Here is a 16,989-nt window from a genome sequence, read left to right as displayed (position 1 = left end):
TCGTTTTTTCTGCAACAGTCAGTGCGGGTTGTCACGAATACCAACGGGGAGCGTCTCATGTCGACGACTGATGAGGGGCTCTGCAGTTTTAATAGCACGGCGAAGCCTGGGGCTAAGTGGCTAGTTGTGGACTGGGTGGGTGAAGAAGCCTTATCGAAACCTTATCGCTTCGAGGTTCGACTGGCCTGTGAAGCCAGCCTGGATAACTATGAAAACCTGTTGACCCAGCGTGCGACATTAACGTTGAGGGATAGCGCTGATGCGCCGACCAGTCACTACCATGGTGTTGTCACGGAAATTGAGCAATTGGACCGCGATAACAACTATTACTATTATCACGTGGTGCTTGAACCCACGCTGGTAATGCTCAAGCAATTTCATTTCTCCGATATCTGGCTTGATCATAAGCTGGATGCGCTGATCGCTGATGTGCTCAAGGACTTGGCATTGAAGCAGGCAAGTTCGCGCGAATTGATCGCTGCTGGCGACGACTTTCTAATCAACTTGACCGACGGGGTCACGATTCAGGAAAAACCTTTTATTTGCCAATTTGAAGAGTCAAGTTTTGACTTTCTTTCCCGTCGTCTAGAACAGGCTGGCGTCTATTATTATTTTGAGCAAAAAGAAGATCGGGAGCTGCTCGTCTTTTGTAATGACAAAGCCAGGCAGTCGACTGCGGAGGCGGTACCCGTATCTTACTGCACGACACCCAGTACTCTAAATGCTTCGACTACTTCAGTGTTGCAGCGTTTTAAAAAACGCGTCATTAGCCCCGTGAAGCGTGTTGCGCTACAAGACTTTTCGGCCAATATCGTGACGGGTATGGCAACCCTTTCTGGGGACTCTGCACAAAACAGCACTAAAAAATCAACGTATATTAATTACGGCGAGCATTATAAAACCACCGTTGAGGGTGATGCCTTGGCACTGTTAAGGGCTGAAGCACTTAACGGCAGAGCCATAGAGTTTCATGGCAAGGGACGTATGACCCGTCTGCGAGCGGGAGGGTATATAAAACTTGTCATAACTGACGCCAGCGGTCATCAGGTGGATAGCACTGCTCCTGCCAATGATAAAGCGGCCACCTATTACCTGCTGGAGGTCAAACACACAGGCAGCCAGCCATTACCCAAGGGTGACGATGGGAAAAAGGGCAGTGGGGACATTGATACAACCTTTATTGCTCTCCCTTTGGGCATTCAGTACAGACCGCTGTGCAGTACGCCGCGCCCCTATATGGGCGCGCCTCTGAGTGCATTTGTTGATGCCGAGAATGAGACTGGTCAAACCATAAATGATGCGAAAATTTCAGATGAATATAAAAAATACAAGACAGAGACCGCCGCCATTGGGGACGAACTAAATAAGCTTCACGACGCGGAAACTGAGTTCTCACTCCGAAATCACGAGGTTATTGCGGCTACTGCTGCGATGGAAAAAGCCAACGCCAAGATGAATATTATTGGTGTGAATAAGGATCGCGCTTCATCTTCTGAAAACCAGATAACGCCCAGGCAGGCTCAAACCAATGCAATTGCTGCCAATACTGCTGCCATTGATCAGTTGAATAAGGCAAAGGAGACGCTGAGCACAGCACAAAAAGCATTCACTACTGCCAACGAAGCAATGATGAAAAAGGACTCCGGCACAGCCGCTATGGCACTCGACCTTAAAGCAGTGTCTACGCCCTATCTCGATAACAATGGTCGTTACAAGTTACGGTTTCCCTTCGTTCGTCACGATAAGTCGGCGACCCGTTGCTCGGCCTTTGTTCGCATGGCTACTCTGTCGAGTGGGTTGGAACACGGGATGAATTTTCCCTTGCTGCCAGGTGCTGAAGTATTGGTGGCGTTTCTGGGTGGCGATCCCGACCGACCGATTATCATTGGCAGTGTTCCCAATGAAGTGAATCTCAATAAAGTGGTCGATGCGAATAAGACCCAGAGTGGTTTTTCAACCCCGGGCGGGCATTTCTTTGCAGTGGATGATAATGCCCCTATTGACCCTACCCAGACTGCGAATGTTACAACCACTTCCAATTCGACTGGAACTCCCGAGACACGGTTACTGAAAATCGGAACACCAGCCGGTCAGTCATCGCTGACGCTGGGTAATGGTGAGATCAATGGTGCTTACTTGCGTACTGCTGATCATTTACAGATTTCATCAAGCTCTCTCAAGCACTTTGTCCCCAATATTTATGGGTTCAGTGTCGGGGCTGATACCCAGTTGAGCCTGGCGACCACGCCATTCTTTGAGCGATCGGCTGCCCAATATAATCAGCTTTTGACATCCGCTGATAATCAGGGTGATGTCAGCAGGCCAGACTTTGTCGAGTCACGCGGCAAAGTGGCAGAAGAAAATCTGACTGCAAAATGGGGAGGCATTCCTTGGGCGGTGCCAGAGCCGGTCAACTCCAATGGCGTAATGACCGATGGTTATGAGCGAAAAACTGTCAAGAAAACCTTGAACGCGAATCTCAGCCTTCTTTCGGCCGTGGCCCTTCTTGGCTCCGTTGTCGGCGCAGCGCTCTTTTCCCCTGTCGTGGCGGCGTTGGATTTATTTGGCCGCTCAAAGCCCTTAGCTCCACCCAGTGTAAAAGAAACCTTTTCCATCCAGGTTAATAATGCTTCCGTTCAGACCGCCGCGAATTACGGCAGTCGTAAAGAAGAACTGAATGACTTCGCCTCGACCCTCGCCTACAACTACCGGGGCGAAAAAGCTGAAGTGAATATCGGAACCGGTACTTATACGTATGATACGTATCGAAAGGAGGAGTCTACCGCGCACGTCATCAAGACGACGAGCCACTCGATCACCGCCGTCGTACAGTCTGTCGATGCCTCCCGGGTCGGCATTACTACCGAGTGCTATAGCCTCAACGGGTTATTGGTGACAGAAATAAAAGGCCATAACCACAAGATAATAATGAGTGACAAAGGCGTGATGATTGAATCTGTCGGCGCCCCTATCTTGTTGAAAGGTGACGTGGCGGTCAATGGCAGTCTTCTGGTGAAGAATGACCTTCTTGTAGAAGGGCGCGCAGATATTCAACAAGCATTAAGCAGTGGCAAATTTCATACCGGGGACATTAAGTGTTCAGATATAAGATCGAAGACAGGCAGCCTCGCTGTTCCCGATGTTCCTGACGTAAAGGGTATCTACGATGAGGGTGTTGAAAATATCAAGAGTTCGAAAAATACCACCTTCGTTGATACCCGTAGTTTTTCGGGCAAAGCCATGCACTGGGCCGTATGGAGCGCCAATAAAGCCATGCAGGGTGAAGGCATTGTGTTGAATACCAAGGCTGGCAGCCTGGGGAGTACCGCCAAGCCACCGGAAGTCATGGCGACCGTTGTCTATAGAGCGCAAGCGACGGTCCAGTCGCTCAGTCACAAAGTTGCCATGGCCCGTGCACTGATCGCATTTGCCGACAGCCTATTCAGCACCTCGCCGAAAGGCAAGGTGACTGACGATGTTGTTAATTGGATGGACTGACCATGATGACGGATTCTAATCAATCAACGACTGAGTTGATGAGCGCTGACACATTGCGCAAACGCCTTGGCGAATCGGTACCGTTACGTGATCTGAAGCTTGCCAGTGGAGATTACCGTGGTCTGGACTTCTCCGAAGCACGCTTTGAGCGAGTGGATGCCAGGGGCGCGCTGTTCAGTGGCGCGAACCTGAGCGACAGCCATTGGCGTGATTGCCAGCTGAGCGATGCAGACTTCAGTGGTTGTGGGATCGACTCCATGACGTTGATCAATTGCACTCTCGACCGGGCGAAGTTTGCCGGGGCTGAACTGACGGGTGGCCGTTGGTTGCGCAGTGGCGGTGCAGCGCTGGACTTCAGTCAGACTGGGCTCAAAGGCGTTGCGTTCATCAGCGGTGTCTTTGATGAGCTGATGTTGGCCGCAGGCAGTATTGAACGTTGTCAGTGGGACGACTGCACCTTTCACGATCTGGAGGCTCAAGGCGTGAGCTTCAAGCAGGTACGGATGACCCACTGTCGCTTCGAGAGGGCGCGCTTTACCCAAGCCAGTCTGCAGCAGAGCGCCTTTAACGAGTCGACATTTCAAGACGTGGACTTCAGCGGGTGCTGTGCGGATTCAAGCTCTTTCTACCGTTGCACCGCCGAACGCATCCGCTTTACCGGAGCGCAGTTGCGTCGGGGGATTTTCAGCCACGTGTCTTTTCGTGATGCAGATTTCTCTACCGCCGATCTGCAACGGGCCAACTTCACTGATGCAGATGTGACACGTGCCGTGTTCGCCGGTGCCTCTCTTCACTACGCCCAGTGCAACGGGGTGCAGGCCGCGCAGGCCTCCTTTACAGGCGCCAACGTCTCGGGTGCGAGCTTTGACGGCGCTGAACTGCAAGGTTGCGACTGGCGAGAGGCCAACCGCGACTGTATCCGTCCCGAAGACAGCGAGCGCCTCGCGGCGCAACGCTGGCAACCCACTTTATAGGTGTTTCCCATGCTTGAAGCTCTGCAGTCTCAAGACCAGCCTGCCACCTTGCGCCATGCGCAAATCAACGCCGTCCAGGGTGAGCGTTTTGGTGTGGTCAGCGCTGAAGGCCATCGTTACTGGCTCAAGCCCGCGCTGGGTTGTTTGTTGCAACCCTGTGTGGGGGATCGCGTGTTGATTTCCCTCTCGGGCGACCAGGGTTACATCCTCACGGTTCTCGAACGCAGCAACACCCTTGCCAGCGAACTGCGTGTGCCGGGGGATTTACGTCTGAACATAGCGGCCGGCGCCTTGAGTATCGAGACCCGGGACGGGCTCGTTCTGGACGCAGGCCATTCCCTCAAGGTGCATGCCGAAAACAGCGCCATCACCCTGGGTGACGCCGGGCTGGAGGTCAGCACCCTGAACATCGCCGGGGGCCGGTGCGACAGTCAATGGCGGGAGCTTAACGAAGACGCTGAAAACCTGCGCCAGCGGGTAACCCGACACGACGCGCAGTATGGCGATAGCGTGCGCTGGGTGCGAGGTCACGAAGATTGCCATGCAGGCTCGTTGCGTCAGCGTGTTGAGGGGGACTGGAGTGTGCGGGGCGAAACCCTGGACCTGTTTGCCGATGTGGCTGTGGCCATCGATGCCAAGCGCATCAAGCTGGGTTAAGGAGAGTTCAATGTTCATGCTCAATAACTGTGGTGCCAAGGCGACGTCTTCGCAACCCGATCTGTGCAATACAGCCACCCCGGCAGGGCCAGTGCCCATGCCTTATCCCAACACGGTGGACACCAGCATGGCGGATCCAGGTGGACTGGTGAATGACGTGCTGGTGGCGGATATGCCAGCGATGAATCAGATGAGCAAGGTTCTGCAGAGTGAGGGTGATGAGGCCGGTGCTCAGGGCGGTGTCATCAGTGGGGTGGTGATGGGAGAAATGGCGTTCAGTAATGGCAGTACCAAGGTCATGGTCGGCGGCAAACCCGCTGTCATGGTCAGCAGTCAGACCCTGCAGAACGGGACGCCGAACAACACCATCGGCGTTTTTAATGTGGGCAGCCAGCAATCCGTCGAGGTGATGGAATGAACCTTCGTATCGGCTACCTCGCAATCACTTTGATGTTGCTGACCGCGTGCAGCACCCAGGAGCTGACGCCTGAGCAGAAAGCCCTCAGCGAATTGAAATGGGACTATGCCGAGAACGCCATCGAACTGACGTTTACCGCAGACACGGACCTCAATCAGTACGACGGCCAGGCTCACAACCTGATGGTGGTCGTTACCCAGTTTGATCAGATCAGCGCGTTTTCGGCCTATACCGGCAGTCCTCAGCAGTTGAGCAGCCTCTTAATGATGAACAGCGCACCCACCGGGATGATCAGTCTTACGCGATTGTTCATAGAGCCTGGGCAAAGCCAGCAGGTGAGCCTGCCGCGCCTGGAGGGCGCGAAGATGGTCGGTATCGCGGCCGGTTACGCGCATCTGGATCCGGCGCGCAGCGCGAGGCTGTATCAGATCGGCGTCGATGTGACCTCCAGCGGCTGGTTCAGCAAGGTATGGAGCGCAACGCCGCGACCCATTGCCATTGATTTGCTGGCCGGCCCGGATGCACTGCTGCGCGGCAAGGAAAGTCGTCTTGCGCTGCCCAAACCCGTGCAACCCAGGGAGGGCGAAGTGCGCCTGCCAGGGCCCCAGAATTAGTGCTCTTTCAGCCTTGATCTCCTCTCATCCCACTTACTCATCTTTTGCCTGAACGCGAGCCCTATGAATATCGATCAGTTGTTGTATTGGCACCAGGGCTTGTTCCTCCAGCCTCAGCATTTTCAGCAGAACGATGCCCGTATCGAGTATCGCCTGACGCGAACGACGGAGCTGAACCATCCTTACCCGTGGGGCTTGATTTCGTTGAGCATCAACGAGCCCGCGCTGGTGGCCAAACAGTGCCTGCTGGATCAATTATCGGTGCGTTTCCCCGAAGGCACGCTGGCTGAATACCCCGGTAACGCAGTGCTTGAGTCTCGCACCCTGGATCTGGGGGCGTTCAGTGGTGGGCGCACGCTGTTTGTCGGTCTGCGTCGCTTGTTGCCGGGGGATGCCAATGCCCAGGTATTCGAGACGCTGGCCGAAGGGAGCCGGGCAGAAGCGCGTTTCGCTGTCGCCGCCGATCCCGAGGTGATTGGTGATCGCCTCGGCAATTCCCCGGAAGCCCGGGTTCGTTCGATGTCCTACGTGCTGCGCCTGTTCTGGGAAGACGAGCTGGAGCATTTGAGTGCTTATGAGCTGATGCCGATTGCGCGTCTCGATCTGGATGGCGACCGTGTGCGCCCAATTCAGCGCTACGTGCCGCCATCCGTGAACCTCGCCGCATCACCGATGCTGCTGCAAACCTTGCGTGAAGTGCGTGATGAACTGGTCGGGCGTGCTCGACAGTTGTCGGTTTACAAGCAGCCAGGAGAGTCCCGGCGCGGCGATGTCGATGGTGCTCAGGTCAACCATATGATGGCCCTGGCGGTGCTTAATCGATACGGCCCGTTATTGACCCACATGCTCGAAACCCCACAGATCTCGCCTTGGCAGCTATACGGCACGTTGCGCCAACTGGTGGGGGAGTTGAGCCTGTTTTCCGATGTCTGCGACATGCTGGGTGAAGCCGTAGACGGACGGCAGCTCGTGCCGCCTTACAAGCACGAGGAGGCCGGTGCGGCAAGCATCGCGCTGGTGGCGTTGATCGGGCAGCAATTGAATGAAATCAGTATTGGCTCGGAGCTGCTGGTGCGCTTGGCGCTCAGTGAAGGGTTCCACCAGGCCGATTTGCCGGAGGCATTCTTTGGTCCGCGGCATCGTTACTTCCTGGTGGCGCGCAGTACGGTCGACCCGGTATGGCTGGCGGAAAGCCTGCCGCTGGACGGCAAGCTGGGTGCCATCAGTGCCATGGAAGGGCTGATCAATCGAGCGCTTCCCGGCGTCGAACTCATCTATCTGCAAGTGCCACCCCAAGGCCTGCCACGGGTCGCGGGGGCGTTGTACTTTCGCCTGGAAACGCTCAGCGATGGCTGGGACCTATTGCAACGTGAATGTCAGGCGGCGTTTTTCCTGCCTCAACCGCCGGCTGACTTGATTATTGATCTGGTAGTGGTGCGTACATGATGAATATTCGCCTGGCTGACTGCTGGATGCCGGTCTTCGAAGCAGCCAGGGTCGGGGTCGCCGATCCTGCTCAATCCTGGGAAACCCTCTCGCCTCAACTGATCGCGCACGTTGACGCCGCTGCCAATCGCGCCCGCGAGCTGAACTTTGTCGAGGCTGAAGTGCGTGAAGCGTTATTTGCGGTAGTGGCCTGGATTGATGAAATGGCGATGTCCCAGGAGTGGCCGGGTTCGGCGAACTGGCGGCGTGCGCCCCTGCAGCGGCACTATTTTTCAACCAGTCGTGCCGGCGTTGAGTTTTTCCAGCGGCTCGAAGCGTTGCCCGAGGCTGCCGTGGGGGCTAGAGAAGTCTTTGGTCTGGCATTGCTCAGTGGTTTTGAAGGGCGTTACTCCATTCGTCCCAAGGGCGAGCTGGACCAATATCGACGGTTATGTCTGGAACGGATCATTCTGGATAACAAAATGGTGCCGCTGGATGCGGCCAGTTACTTGTTCGAGCAACCTCAGGGAACGACTTCCAGGCGCGGTCGCATGGTTCGGCGCAGCTTGCCCGGCGCTTCACTGGCGCTGCTGGTGGGTGTTCCGCTGTTTGTCCTCTGCGTGATGTACATCAGCCTTGATCTCTCCCTGGCGAGACAAGTCAGCGCCATTCTGGAGGTACGCTGATGTTGAAGAAAACAGGAGCATTTGTGCTGTGGGTGCTGGCTCTGGCGGTCTTGGCGCTAGGGATCTGGGCGCTGTCCCTCTATGAGGACTGGCCACTGTGGTATGTGCCCGTCATCTTCATCGGCGTCATTGTGGCGGCTCTGGCTGCGCGTTGGGTCGGCCGTCGCTGGTATGCGTGGCGCCTGCACGCGCGCATGAAAATCGACTTGCCTCAAGGTCGTGACGAGGCTGTCAATCTGGATCAGGACTGGAAAGCCGGGATCGCGTTGTTACGCGGCTCGCGGTTGGGCCGCATCGGCAAACCGCTGTATGCCTTGCCCTGGTTCTTGATGCTGGGCGAAAGCGGTAGTGGCAAAAGCAGCCTGTTGCACCATAGCGGCCTGACGTCGGCGCTAGGCCCCCATCATCAGGGCAAGCAACAGGCACCCACCGGGACACTGGACTGGTGGTTTTTTGAGCGAAGCGTAATGCTGGACCCCGCGGGCCGTCTGGCGCAAGGCAACAGTGATGCCGGTCCGGAGTGGCGGCGCCTGTTGTACTGGTTACTGCGTTCGAGGCGCCGTGAGCCGCTCAATGGTCTGGTGCTGGTAATTGACACGGCGCATCTGCTCGGCGATTCCGACGCGCGTCTGGCCGAGCGGGGGCAGGATTTGCGCCGTCGCCTGGATGATCTGGTCAAGATTTTCGGTGCGCGACTCCCGGTCTACCTGGTCCTCACAGGCTCTGAAAACTTACCGGGTTTCGAGCGATGGAGTCTGGCCTTGACCTCTGCCCAGCGTGAGCAGCCGTTCGGTTTGCTGAGCAGCAACCACAATGGCACGGCGACCCATTTTCTCGACGAAATGTTTCTCGGTATCAGTCGCCGCCTGTTTGACCTGCGCATTGAACTGGGTGTTCGTGGTCTGCCCGATGCTGACGGCTTCTTTCTGCCGGAACGCATTGGGGCGCTGCGCCCGCGTCTTGAAAAACTGCTGCTGCCCGCGTTTTCTGCCAATCCCTACAGCGAGCCACCGCTATTAGGTGGGCTGTTCCTTACCGCTCAGGGGCAGGGAAGTACTGCCCAGAATGAAGGCTGGTTCAGCCATGAACTGCTGGATCAATTGTTGCCTTCGCAGCGCGATGCGTATCGTCCGATAGACAGCTGGCGGCGTTGGCGCAGATTGCTTGTTCATGCCGCAGTTATTACCTGGCTGGCGCTTTGTTGCGCGTTCGGCGTTCTAATGATTTATGCCGATCGTCATACCCAGTCCGTCCTGACCGAAGCGCTTAACAATCCTCCTGCGCCTGCAGACTTTGCCGGTGGTCTGGAAACAGATCTGGATGCCCTGCGCCGCTTTCGTCAGGCATTGATTAACCTGTCTGAGGATCAACAGAATGGCTGGCGCAGCTTGCTACCGTTTTCGCGGAACATCGATGAGCTGGTGCAACAGTATCGCGCCGATTACGTGAGGTTGTTTGACAGCGAAGTGCGTGGGCCCGTGTTTGATGGCTTCATCTCGCAGAACCTTAACCATGCGCTTAACAGTGGTGATCCGCGCTTGATTGCAGCCTATGCAGAGTTTCTGGTACGCCGCATTAACCTGTTGGACGCGCGTCTGAACGATCACGCTATGGACAGTCTTCCATTGCCAGGCACTGAACTGGCCATCTTGAACCAGATATACGGTTCAAGGGAGACGATCAGCGCAGGTCAGATGGCAACGGTTGGCGCCAGTTACCGCTCCTATCTGGAATGGGACACCGACATGTCCCGCATGCAGAGCCAACGTGCAGGACTGCTGTCGCAGCTCGATAGCATGGGGCTGGAAAACCGGCCGCTGGGCTGGCTGACGGCATGGGCTGAGCAACAGGGCAACTTGCCTCCCATTCTCCTCCGCGAATACTGGACCGACACCGATAACCCAAACCTGAGCCTGTCCGGCGCCTACACCGCACAAGGACACAGCGCAATCCTGGGCTTCATTGATGAACTGGGCCTTGCCAGCCGTGACCAGACATTGTGGAAGGCGCAGCGGGTAAAGTTTCTGGAGCAGTACCAGAGTGATACTCAGGACGCTTGGTATCGATTCATTCAGGGCAGCTTGCTCAGTGCGCAGACGCGTCTGAAAACCCGCAGTGACTGGCAGCAGACGCTCAGTGTGGTTGGTACCTCCAACGACCCATTTTTAAGGCTGTTGCATCGCAGTGCTGCGCGTTTTGAGTTGATTCCGGTTGAGCACCGGGCGCCATGGGCCAGTCGTGCAGTGGCGATGGATCGTCTACTCAAGCTGGCGGCCAATAATGATCTGCACACCGAGTCCGGCGTGCTGGCCAATTTCAAGGTGACCAATGCCTTGGGCGGTGATGTGCTCAAAGGCATGGTCAATGGCGGATCAATCGAGAGCGGTGTCAGTGGTCTGCGCGATGAGTTGACGCAGACCCGTGCGTTGGCCCGGTTTGGGCAGCTCATGAAAGGGGTGATTGGCGATCTGCAGAAAAATGACGCCCAGGCATTTCAGGTTGCACTCGACACCTGGGGCTTTGGTGCCGACCCGGCAGTCAAAGCGGCGCCGCTCTGGGAAGCCGACAGCATTCGGACTGCGTTGATCCAGGCGCTCAAAGGACCAGATCCGCGTGAAGATGTGGTCTGGTCACTAGTGACCGGGCAATTGGATTTCTCTTCGCATTATGTTGCTGAAGTGGCCGCCTGCCGTCTGCAAAGCGACTGGAGTGGGCAGTTGCTCAGTTCAATCCAGGGTGTGCGCGATCCGGTGATGCTCAACGAGTTGCTGTACGGAGACCGCGGCCAACTGCCCGCCTTTATGAACGGGCCGGTAAAAACTTTTGTGCAGCGCGATGCGCAGCGCTACAGCGGGCGTGAATCTCTGGGCGTTCAGATCCCGTTGACCGGGGCTTTCTATGCCTATGTCAGTCGCATGCAGCACGCGCAGAACGATCTGGTCAGCGCGCAACGACAAAGTCAGACCCAGCAAGCGACTGAGCAGCAAAGCAAGCAGGCGCTGGACGCCGAGCAGAAAACCCTGACGACGCAACGGGCTGAGCTCAAGCAAAGCATTGCAACGCTGCAGGCTACTGCTGCGGTGGTGGAGCTTTCGGCCTCGCCCTCCCAGGTCAACATCAGTGCTCGTTCTTTGCCTCAGCAAACGCGCCTGACGCTGCAATGCAGTGGCCGCTCCACGGTCCTGGACAACTTCAACTTCCCGACCAGCGCCAGTTTCGTCTGGGCGCCAGGGGCCTGTGCGGATGTTTCACTGGAGATCAGCTTCGCCAACTTCAAGCTGACCCGACACTGGACCGGCGACCGCGCTTTCGTCGATTTCCTGCGATTGTTCAACGGCGGGCAACACACCTTCACGGCTGCCGATTTTCCGAGCCAGCGTAATTTGATGGGCAGCGAAAACCTGATTGGCATCCAGCTGACGTATCGCCAGGAAGGTGAACAGGTGCTGCTTGAGAAGTACGCCAAAGCCGATGAGCTGCAGGTGCAGGTCGCTGTCCTGGATGAGCGCCTGAAAAGCATTGCCGAGCAACTCACGGCGATGGAGGCTCAGGCCGCTGCCCTGAACGTGAGCCTTTCGGCGCTTGGTTCGCCGGCTCAGCAGGGTGTCGCCAACATTCAACCACCTACACAGATCGCCTGGTGTTGGACACCTCGGCCAGTGGATACCGGCTTGGCAGCCGGCGAAGGGTTGCGTCTGGACCTGGGTGTCTACGACAACGAAACGCGGATGAGAAACCTGGCGGCTCAATTGCGCACGCTGGGGCTTGCTACGCAACGGGAACCTGCACAAACAGCCACAGGTGAAAAAGTGCAACGTTTGCTGGTGGTGTCGCTGCGCGACGATGCGGCTGCACAACGGGCGATACGGGAGATTGCGCGCAAGATGGGGGTCGATTCAAAGCTAGATAGCACCGCTTCTGGCAAAGTCGGTGTGCGATGACGAGTTGGCGAAGATCGCTCGCGCTGCGGATCACCTGTGTGCTGGCGCTGGTTCTGGCGTTGAGCTGGTGCGTGGCCGCGGGGCTCAGCGCCTGGCGAACCTTCGAGCAGCTGCAAAGCGAGGCCCTCAATGATCTGAGCCAGCGCATGCGTTTGCTTTCCAGTGTCGATAACGATGATTTTCGCGACGCACAAGAGGGGGCCAAGCGGCTGATGACGCGCTGGGAAAGTGGAGCGGCCAACGAGTTTGGCAGCAATATCTTCCAGCGCAGCACCATGCATTGGGTGCTTAACCCACCCTCGCCAGACGACGTCGACAACCGTGTCGCGATTGACAGGCTGGCGCGTGCAGCCTCTGCAGCCGAAGCGTTCGGCACTGCGGGGCAGGCGATGACCGTGGATACGTTTTTCTATTTTCCTGATGCGGGGGCCGCGTTCTCCACGCAACTTGATATTCCGTCGGGGTTTGTGCAGAACCGTACCGCTCAATTGCGCGCATTGTTCGACCAGTTGCCAGTCAATGGCCCGCAAGTGGTCTGGTCAGGGCCTTATTACGATGCATTGCTCGATCAGCAGTTGCTCAGCGTGTCGGTGGTGTCCCGTGATGCCGCCGGCAAACCGCTGTTCATGACCGGTTATGAGCTCAAACTCAATGAACGGCTGACCCGCATCGAACAGCTATTGAGCGGTTACCCAAGTCTGTTGCTGGATGCCCAGGGACGAAGGGTTGCGGATCTCTCTGCAAACCTGATGAGTGCTGTCTCTCAAGACGATCTGAAGAAGCTGCTGGACAGTTTCCCGGCCGGATCCGGGTTCCCTCGAATCGGGTTTTTTGACGCTTCGCCGATGGTGGTCGCCCACCTGAGTGAGCCGGACTGGTATCTGCTGACGCTTTATCCGCAGGCGCAGTTACGGGCGGGCGCTTTGGGGCTGATTCTTAGCGAAGTACCTTTTGCGCTGATTGGCTTTGTCCTGCTGACACTGGGCTTGCTGCTGGTATTGCGGCGCGAGCTGGCACGTCCTTTGGCGTTGTTTGCCCATGAAGTCGAGCTTACCGTCGATGGCGATGATCTGTCGCGTCGGCTGCCAGTGACCCGTGAAGATGAGCTCGGGCGTTTTGCCAGGGCCTACAACACGCTGCTCGATGCCTTGGAAGCTCAGCAGGCGGGGCTGGAAGATCTGGTCGAAGTCCGGACCAATGAGTTGCAGGTCGCCCGGCTATCGGCCGAGCAAGCCAGCCAACTCAAAGGCCAGTTCCTGGCCAACATGAGTCATGAGATCCGTACCCCGATGAACGCGGTGATCGGCATGAATCATCTGCTGGCCGATACGCCACTGAACCCTCAGCAGCAGCATTTTGTGGGCGCCATACGGGAAAACTCCGAAGCGTTGTTGGCGCTGATCAATGACATTCTGGACCTTTCCAAAATTGAATCCGGCAACTTGAGCATTGAGCGGATCGAGTTTGATTTGATCGAGGTGGTCGAGGAGGTCATTGAACTATTGGCACCGCGTGCTGCTGAAAAAGGTTTGCGCATGATTTGCCACATTGCCACCAGTGTCCCGGAACAGGTGATGGGTGATCCCTGGAGGCTTCGGCAGATTCTGCTCAATCTTTTGAGCAATGCCGTGAAATTCACCGCTAGGGGAGCTGTTCGGCTGGAGGTCTGGTGTGGGGAGGGCGACCGGCTCGGATTCAAGGTGGTGGATACCGGAATCGGCATCGCAGGTTCTGCGCAGGATGCTGTATTCGAAGCCTTTCTGCAGGCTGACGCATCGACTACCCGAAATTTCGGTGGAACCGGTCTGGGCCTGTCCATCAGCCAGCGTCTGGCCGGGTTGATGGGCGGCAGTATTGAGTTGGAGAGTCAGGTGGACGTCGGTTCAACATTCAGCCTGACGCTGCCGTTGCCGCGATCACCGGCCAGGGTGGTCGACGCTTCCCGGCTGTGGGGGCTGCGCACACTGGTGATTGATGAACACAGTGAAGAGCGTGACTCGTTGATGGGCATGCTCGGCCACTGGCAGATGCTGTGCCAGGGCGCTTCAAATGCCGATGACGCGTTGCGGTTGATGCAGGAGCAGGCGCAACTGGGAGTCATGTTTGATCTGGTATTGGTCAACTGGCGCCTGCCTTTGGTTGATGGCATTGAATTCGCCGGCATCTGCCGCGCCAGTGCGCAGTTGGCCGCGGCGCGTATCGTACTGATGGCATCTCACGTCGAGTCTCTGCCCGATGCCGCTCAACTGCAAGCCTGGGGCTTGGCTGCGTGCGTGGTCAGGCCGCTTCGTCGTCAGCATTTCTATCGCACCTTATGCCAGGTGCAGAGCGGCGCTACGCCGACGCTCAACGATGCGCCATCACCCCTGCGAGCGCTTGAGCGACACGACTACAGCCTGGATTTTCTGGTGGTAGACGACATCGCCACCAATCGGGAAATCACCCAATTGTTCCTCGAGCGTTTCGGTCATCGGGTCAGCCTGGCATGCGATGGTATCGAGGCGTTGCAAATGCTTGGGCAGCAGGTGTTCGACGCGGTGCTGATGGACGGTCAGATGCCCCGTATGGATGGAATGGAGGCCGTCCGAGTGCTGCGCTCCGGGCAGTCCGGCGCACTCGATGACGAGGTTTACGTGATCGCCCTGACGGCCAACGCCATGCGCGGTGATCGCGAGCGTTTCATCGAAGCAGGTGCCAATCACTACCTCGCCAAACCGGTACTTCCGATGCAGTTGTTTGATGCCATAACTACGGTGATTGGCTGGCAGCTGGGGCGCAACATGGAACTGCGAGCGCCGGAGCCGCCTTCGGCACCAAGGGTGCCAGCCATAGCGCCGGCGTCAGATCCCCATGACCCGCTGCGCTCGCCCCGTTTGCAGCGGTTGTTCAGTGAGGATTGCCAGGCATTGCTGGCCCGACTCAAGAGCGCGATTGGATCGGCCGATCATGCTGAGGCCGCCAGTGTCGCCCATAGCCTTAAGGGCAGCACCGGACAATTTGGCGAAACTTCAATGGAGCAGGACGCGGCATTGATGGAGCAGGCTTGTCATGACGCTGACATCTCAACCATCAGCGCGATGCTCCATCGGCTGGAAATGCACTGTTTGACCCTCGCTGCCCGTCAGTCTTGACCCCTACGCTCCGGATGATCTGAAGATGCCTGTATGCCGTTTATTGCTAGTCGATGATCACGCCATGATTCTTGAGGGCTTGCGCGCTCTGCTTGCTGATGAAAGCGAGTTGGAAATAGTCGGTGAGGCGCAGGACGGTCATCAAGCCATTAGTATGTGCCGCGCTGTGCAGCCGAACCTGGTGTTGATGGACTTGAATATGCCACTGCTTGATGGCGTCTCGGCGCTTACCCTGATCAGCAAGCGTTGGCCCGAGATAAAGATCATCGCGCTGACCTCCAACGTCTCCGAACATAACGCCGCCCTGGCTTTTGAAGCGGGAGCGCTGGGGTACGTACTCAAGCGAAGTCGTCGTGACGATCTCCTGAACGCAATCAGTCAAGTACGCGCCGGGGATATTTACATAGACTCAGGCCTTGATGCCGCGCAAGTTGCCGCGCTGCGAAGTGGCCAAGCGGTGAGCGGTATAACCCTGACCGAGCGCGAGCGGCAGGTCCTCAAACTGGTTGCCGAAGGCTCGCGAAACCGTGACGTGGCGCAAATCCTGTGTATCAGCTTGAAAACGGTGGAAACACATCGGCTCAATTTGATGAAAAAACTTGATGCCCACAACTCTGCGGACATCGTGCAGTGGGCTTATCGGCTTGGTTTGCAGGGTGAGGATCACTAGGCATCAATCAGGAAATCATGCTGTGGCGCTGGTGATGCCACTTCTGAGCGTCGGCTCCAGGTCACCATGAGCTATCTCGATTCTTCTTCGGTTAAATAGCTCCTAGAATCTCCTTCCTACGCTGTGCGTACTCAGCCTCATCAATGAGCCCGTACTGTCTGAGCGACTGAAGTTTCTCTAGTCGTAACTCAACGCTGTCGGTGGGGTGGGTGCTTTGCTCTTGGCCCATCGCACCTGCGCACGCGGCATTGATATCGGTCATCAGAGCAACCTCGTCGAAAAGGGCATGACCGTTACTGCCCCTGAGCAGGTTGGCGTACTGACGGCCCAAACCTAATGCCTGCTGGCGAAGATCCTGATTGCGCGGATCATGTCTCAGTCGGTGGAGCGAATGGCGATACGCTTGCTCTGCTGCTACCGTCCTCTTCGAACGGCTCCAAAAAATGAATGTGATAACCCCGATCAATGCGAGCCAAAACATATGCAAAGTCCTTTGAGAAATTCGTCCGTGTTGCTGCGGATAATAGTGGTAACGACCATCCTGATCCTAAAGCTAAATCAGGGCTGCAGAAGCTAATTCATTGCTCTCGGATCTTTCCTACGCATCACTCGGAAAAGTACGATTTCAATTCGGTTCCGTCTTTGATTTTCTGTACGTGGCCCACTTCCGTTAAATGGGGTCGAGGAGAACCAATATGGACAAATCAACTGACAATCCGACTACAGCGCACAGGGCAGGGTACTTACTCGGTTCGATCTTTCGCCGATACCTTGGGTTGGAGCGGGCCATGAACCTGCGTTTCATCGGTAAAGGCATCAATCCTGTTTTGTACCAGTGGATTGTTCTGATCTTGAGGTTTGGTCTGATCGCGCTGGGGTTGTATCTGGGCTTCTGGGTTGCCTTGGCGGTCTGGGTTGCCGTGGGGGCAGCGGAGGTGGGGTGTTTTCTGGCTCTATCCACCTGTTGAGTGGCCA

General features: G+C 56.6%; 12 protein-coding genes. 11 read left to right on the top strand and 1 reads right to left on the bottom strand.

Features of this window, described 5'->3' with window-relative positions; all coding sequences use genetic code 11:
• The first annotated feature begins 57 nt into the window (after window positions 1-57).
• From ACP7E4_RS19390 to ACP7E4_RS19345, 10 genes are all read left to right on the top strand, one after another.
• A complete protein-coding gene (locus ACP7E4_RS19390; RefSeq protein ID WP_426117082.1) occupies window positions 58-3,498 on the top strand; it encodes a type VI secretion system Vgr family protein in 3,441 nt (1,146 codons plus the stop codon).
• Between the two features lie 38 nt (window positions 3,499-3,536).
• A complete protein-coding gene (locus tag ACP7E4_RS19385) occupies window positions 3,537-4,472 on the top strand; it encodes a pentapeptide repeat-containing protein (RefSeq protein ID WP_426117080.1) in 936 nt (311 codons plus the stop codon).
• A 9-nt stretch (window positions 4,473-4,481) separates the two neighbouring features.
• The gene (locus tag ACP7E4_RS19380; protein WP_426117078.1) at window positions 4,482-5,129 is read left to right on the top strand and encodes a DUF3540 domain-containing protein; all 648 of its coding nucleotides are present in this window, start codon (window positions 4,482-4,484) and stop codon (window positions 5,127-5,129) included.
• 10 nt (window positions 5,130-5,139) lie between these two features.
• The gene (locus ACP7E4_RS19375) at window positions 5,140-5,547 is read left to right on the top strand and encodes a DUF4150 domain-containing protein (RefSeq protein ID WP_426117076.1); all 408 of its coding nucleotides are present in this window, start codon (window positions 5,140-5,142) and stop codon (window positions 5,545-5,547) included.
• Complete coding sequence (locus ACP7E4_RS19370; protein ID WP_426117074.1) at window positions 5,544-6,161, top strand: type VI secretion lipoprotein TssJ; 618 nt, start codon at window positions 5,544-5,546, stop codon at window positions 6,159-6,161. The genes ACP7E4_RS19375 and ACP7E4_RS19370 overlap by 4 nt, the downstream gene beginning before the upstream one ends.
• 63 nt (window positions 6,162-6,224) lie before the next feature.
• Window positions 6,225-7,607 (top strand): type VI secretion system baseplate subunit TssK, encoded by a 1,383-nt coding sequence (tssK, locus tag ACP7E4_RS19365; RefSeq protein WP_426117072.1) that lies wholly within the window; start codon window positions 6,225-6,227, stop codon window positions 7,605-7,607.
• Window positions 7,604-8,272, top strand: coding sequence for a DotU family type IV/VI secretion system protein (locus tag ACP7E4_RS19360; RefSeq protein ID WP_426117070.1), 669 nt, complete (start codon window positions 7,604-7,606; stop codon window positions 8,270-8,272). Before tssK ends, ACP7E4_RS19360 begins: the two co-directional genes overlap by 4 nt.
• Window positions 8,272-12,213 (top strand): type VI secretion protein IcmF/TssM N-terminal domain-containing protein, encoded by a 3,942-nt coding sequence (locus ACP7E4_RS19355; protein ID WP_426117068.1) that lies wholly within the window; start codon window positions 8,272-8,274, stop codon window positions 12,211-12,213. The genes ACP7E4_RS19360 and ACP7E4_RS19355 overlap by 1 nt, the downstream gene beginning before the upstream one ends.
• 38 nt (window positions 12,214-12,251) lie before the next feature.
• Window positions 12,252-15,344, top strand: a complete 3,093-nt coding sequence (locus tag ACP7E4_RS19350) for a response regulator (protein WP_426117066.1) — start codon at window positions 12,252-12,254, stop codon at window positions 15,342-15,344.
• A 25-nt stretch (window positions 15,345-15,369) separates the two neighbouring features.
• On the top strand, window positions 15,370-16,014 hold the full coding sequence (locus tag ACP7E4_RS19345) for a two component system response regulator (RefSeq protein WP_426117064.1): 645 nt from the start codon (window positions 15,370-15,372) through the stop codon (window positions 16,012-16,014).
• A 91-nt stretch (window positions 16,015-16,105) separates the two neighbouring features.
• Here ACP7E4_RS19345 and ACP7E4_RS19340 read toward each other — a convergent pair whose 3' ends face one another.
• Window positions 16,106-16,495, bottom strand: coding sequence for an SHOCT domain-containing protein (locus ACP7E4_RS19340; RefSeq protein ID WP_426117062.1), 390 nt, complete (start codon window positions 16,493-16,495; stop codon window positions 16,106-16,108).
• Between the two features lie 193 nt (window positions 16,496-16,688).
• On the opposite strand from ACP7E4_RS19340, the gene ACP7E4_RS19335 reads away from it, so the two are divergent.
• Window positions 16,689-16,982, top strand: coding sequence for a DUF3742 family protein (locus ACP7E4_RS19335; protein WP_426117060.1), 294 nt, complete (start codon window positions 16,689-16,691; stop codon window positions 16,980-16,982).
• Window positions 16,983-16,989 lie beyond the last annotated feature (7 nt).

Source organism: Pseudomonas sp. DSP3-2-3 (genome assembly GCF_049898225.1).
GTDB lineage: Bacteria > Pseudomonadota > Gammaproteobacteria > Pseudomonadales > Pseudomonadaceae > Aquipseudomonas.
The sequence above is the reverse complement of the archived record's forward strand: the minus strand, read 5'-3'. Positions and strand labels throughout refer to the sequence as shown.

Excerpts from the sequence above, each read along its gene's own strand:
- ACP7E4_RS19340 (WP_426117062.1), bottom strand. The coding sequence starts at position 16,495 with ATGTTTTGGCTCGCATTGATCGGGGTTATCACATTCATTTTTTGGAGC.
- ACP7E4_RS19380 (WP_426117078.1), top strand. The coding sequence starts at position 4,482 with ATGCTTGAAGCTCTGCAGTCTCAAGACCAGCCTGCCACCTTGCGCCAT.
- ACP7E4_RS19375 (WP_426117076.1), top strand. The coding sequence starts at position 5,140 with ATGTTCATGCTCAATAACTGTGGTGCCAAGGCGACGTCTTCGCAACCC.
- tssK (WP_426117072.1), top strand. The coding sequence starts at position 6,225 with ATGAATATCGATCAGTTGTTGTATTGGCACCAGGGCTTGTTCCTCCAG.
- ACP7E4_RS19355 (WP_426117068.1), top strand. The coding sequence starts at position 8,272 with ATGTTGAAGAAAACAGGAGCATTTGTGCTGTGGGTGCTGGCTCTGGCG.
- ACP7E4_RS19370 (WP_426117074.1), top strand. The coding sequence starts at position 5,544 with ATGAACCTTCGTATCGGCTACCTCGCAATCACTTTGATGTTGCTGACC.
- ACP7E4_RS19385 (WP_426117080.1), top strand. The coding sequence starts at position 3,537 with ATGAGCGCTGACACATTGCGCAAACGCCTTGGCGAATCGGTACCGTTA.
- ACP7E4_RS19345 (WP_426117064.1), top strand. The coding sequence starts at position 15,370 with ATGCCTGTATGCCGTTTATTGCTAGTCGATGATCACGCCATGATTCTT.
- ACP7E4_RS19335 (WP_426117060.1), top strand. The coding sequence starts at position 16,689 with ATGGGGTCGAGGAGAACCAATATGGACAAATCAACTGACAATCCGACT.
- ACP7E4_RS19360 (WP_426117070.1), top strand. The coding sequence starts at position 7,604 with ATGATGAATATTCGCCTGGCTGACTGCTGGATGCCGGTCTTCGAAGCA.
- ACP7E4_RS19390 (WP_426117082.1), top strand. The coding sequence starts at position 58 with ATGTCGACGACTGATGAGGGGCTCTGCAGTTTTAATAGCACGGCGAAG.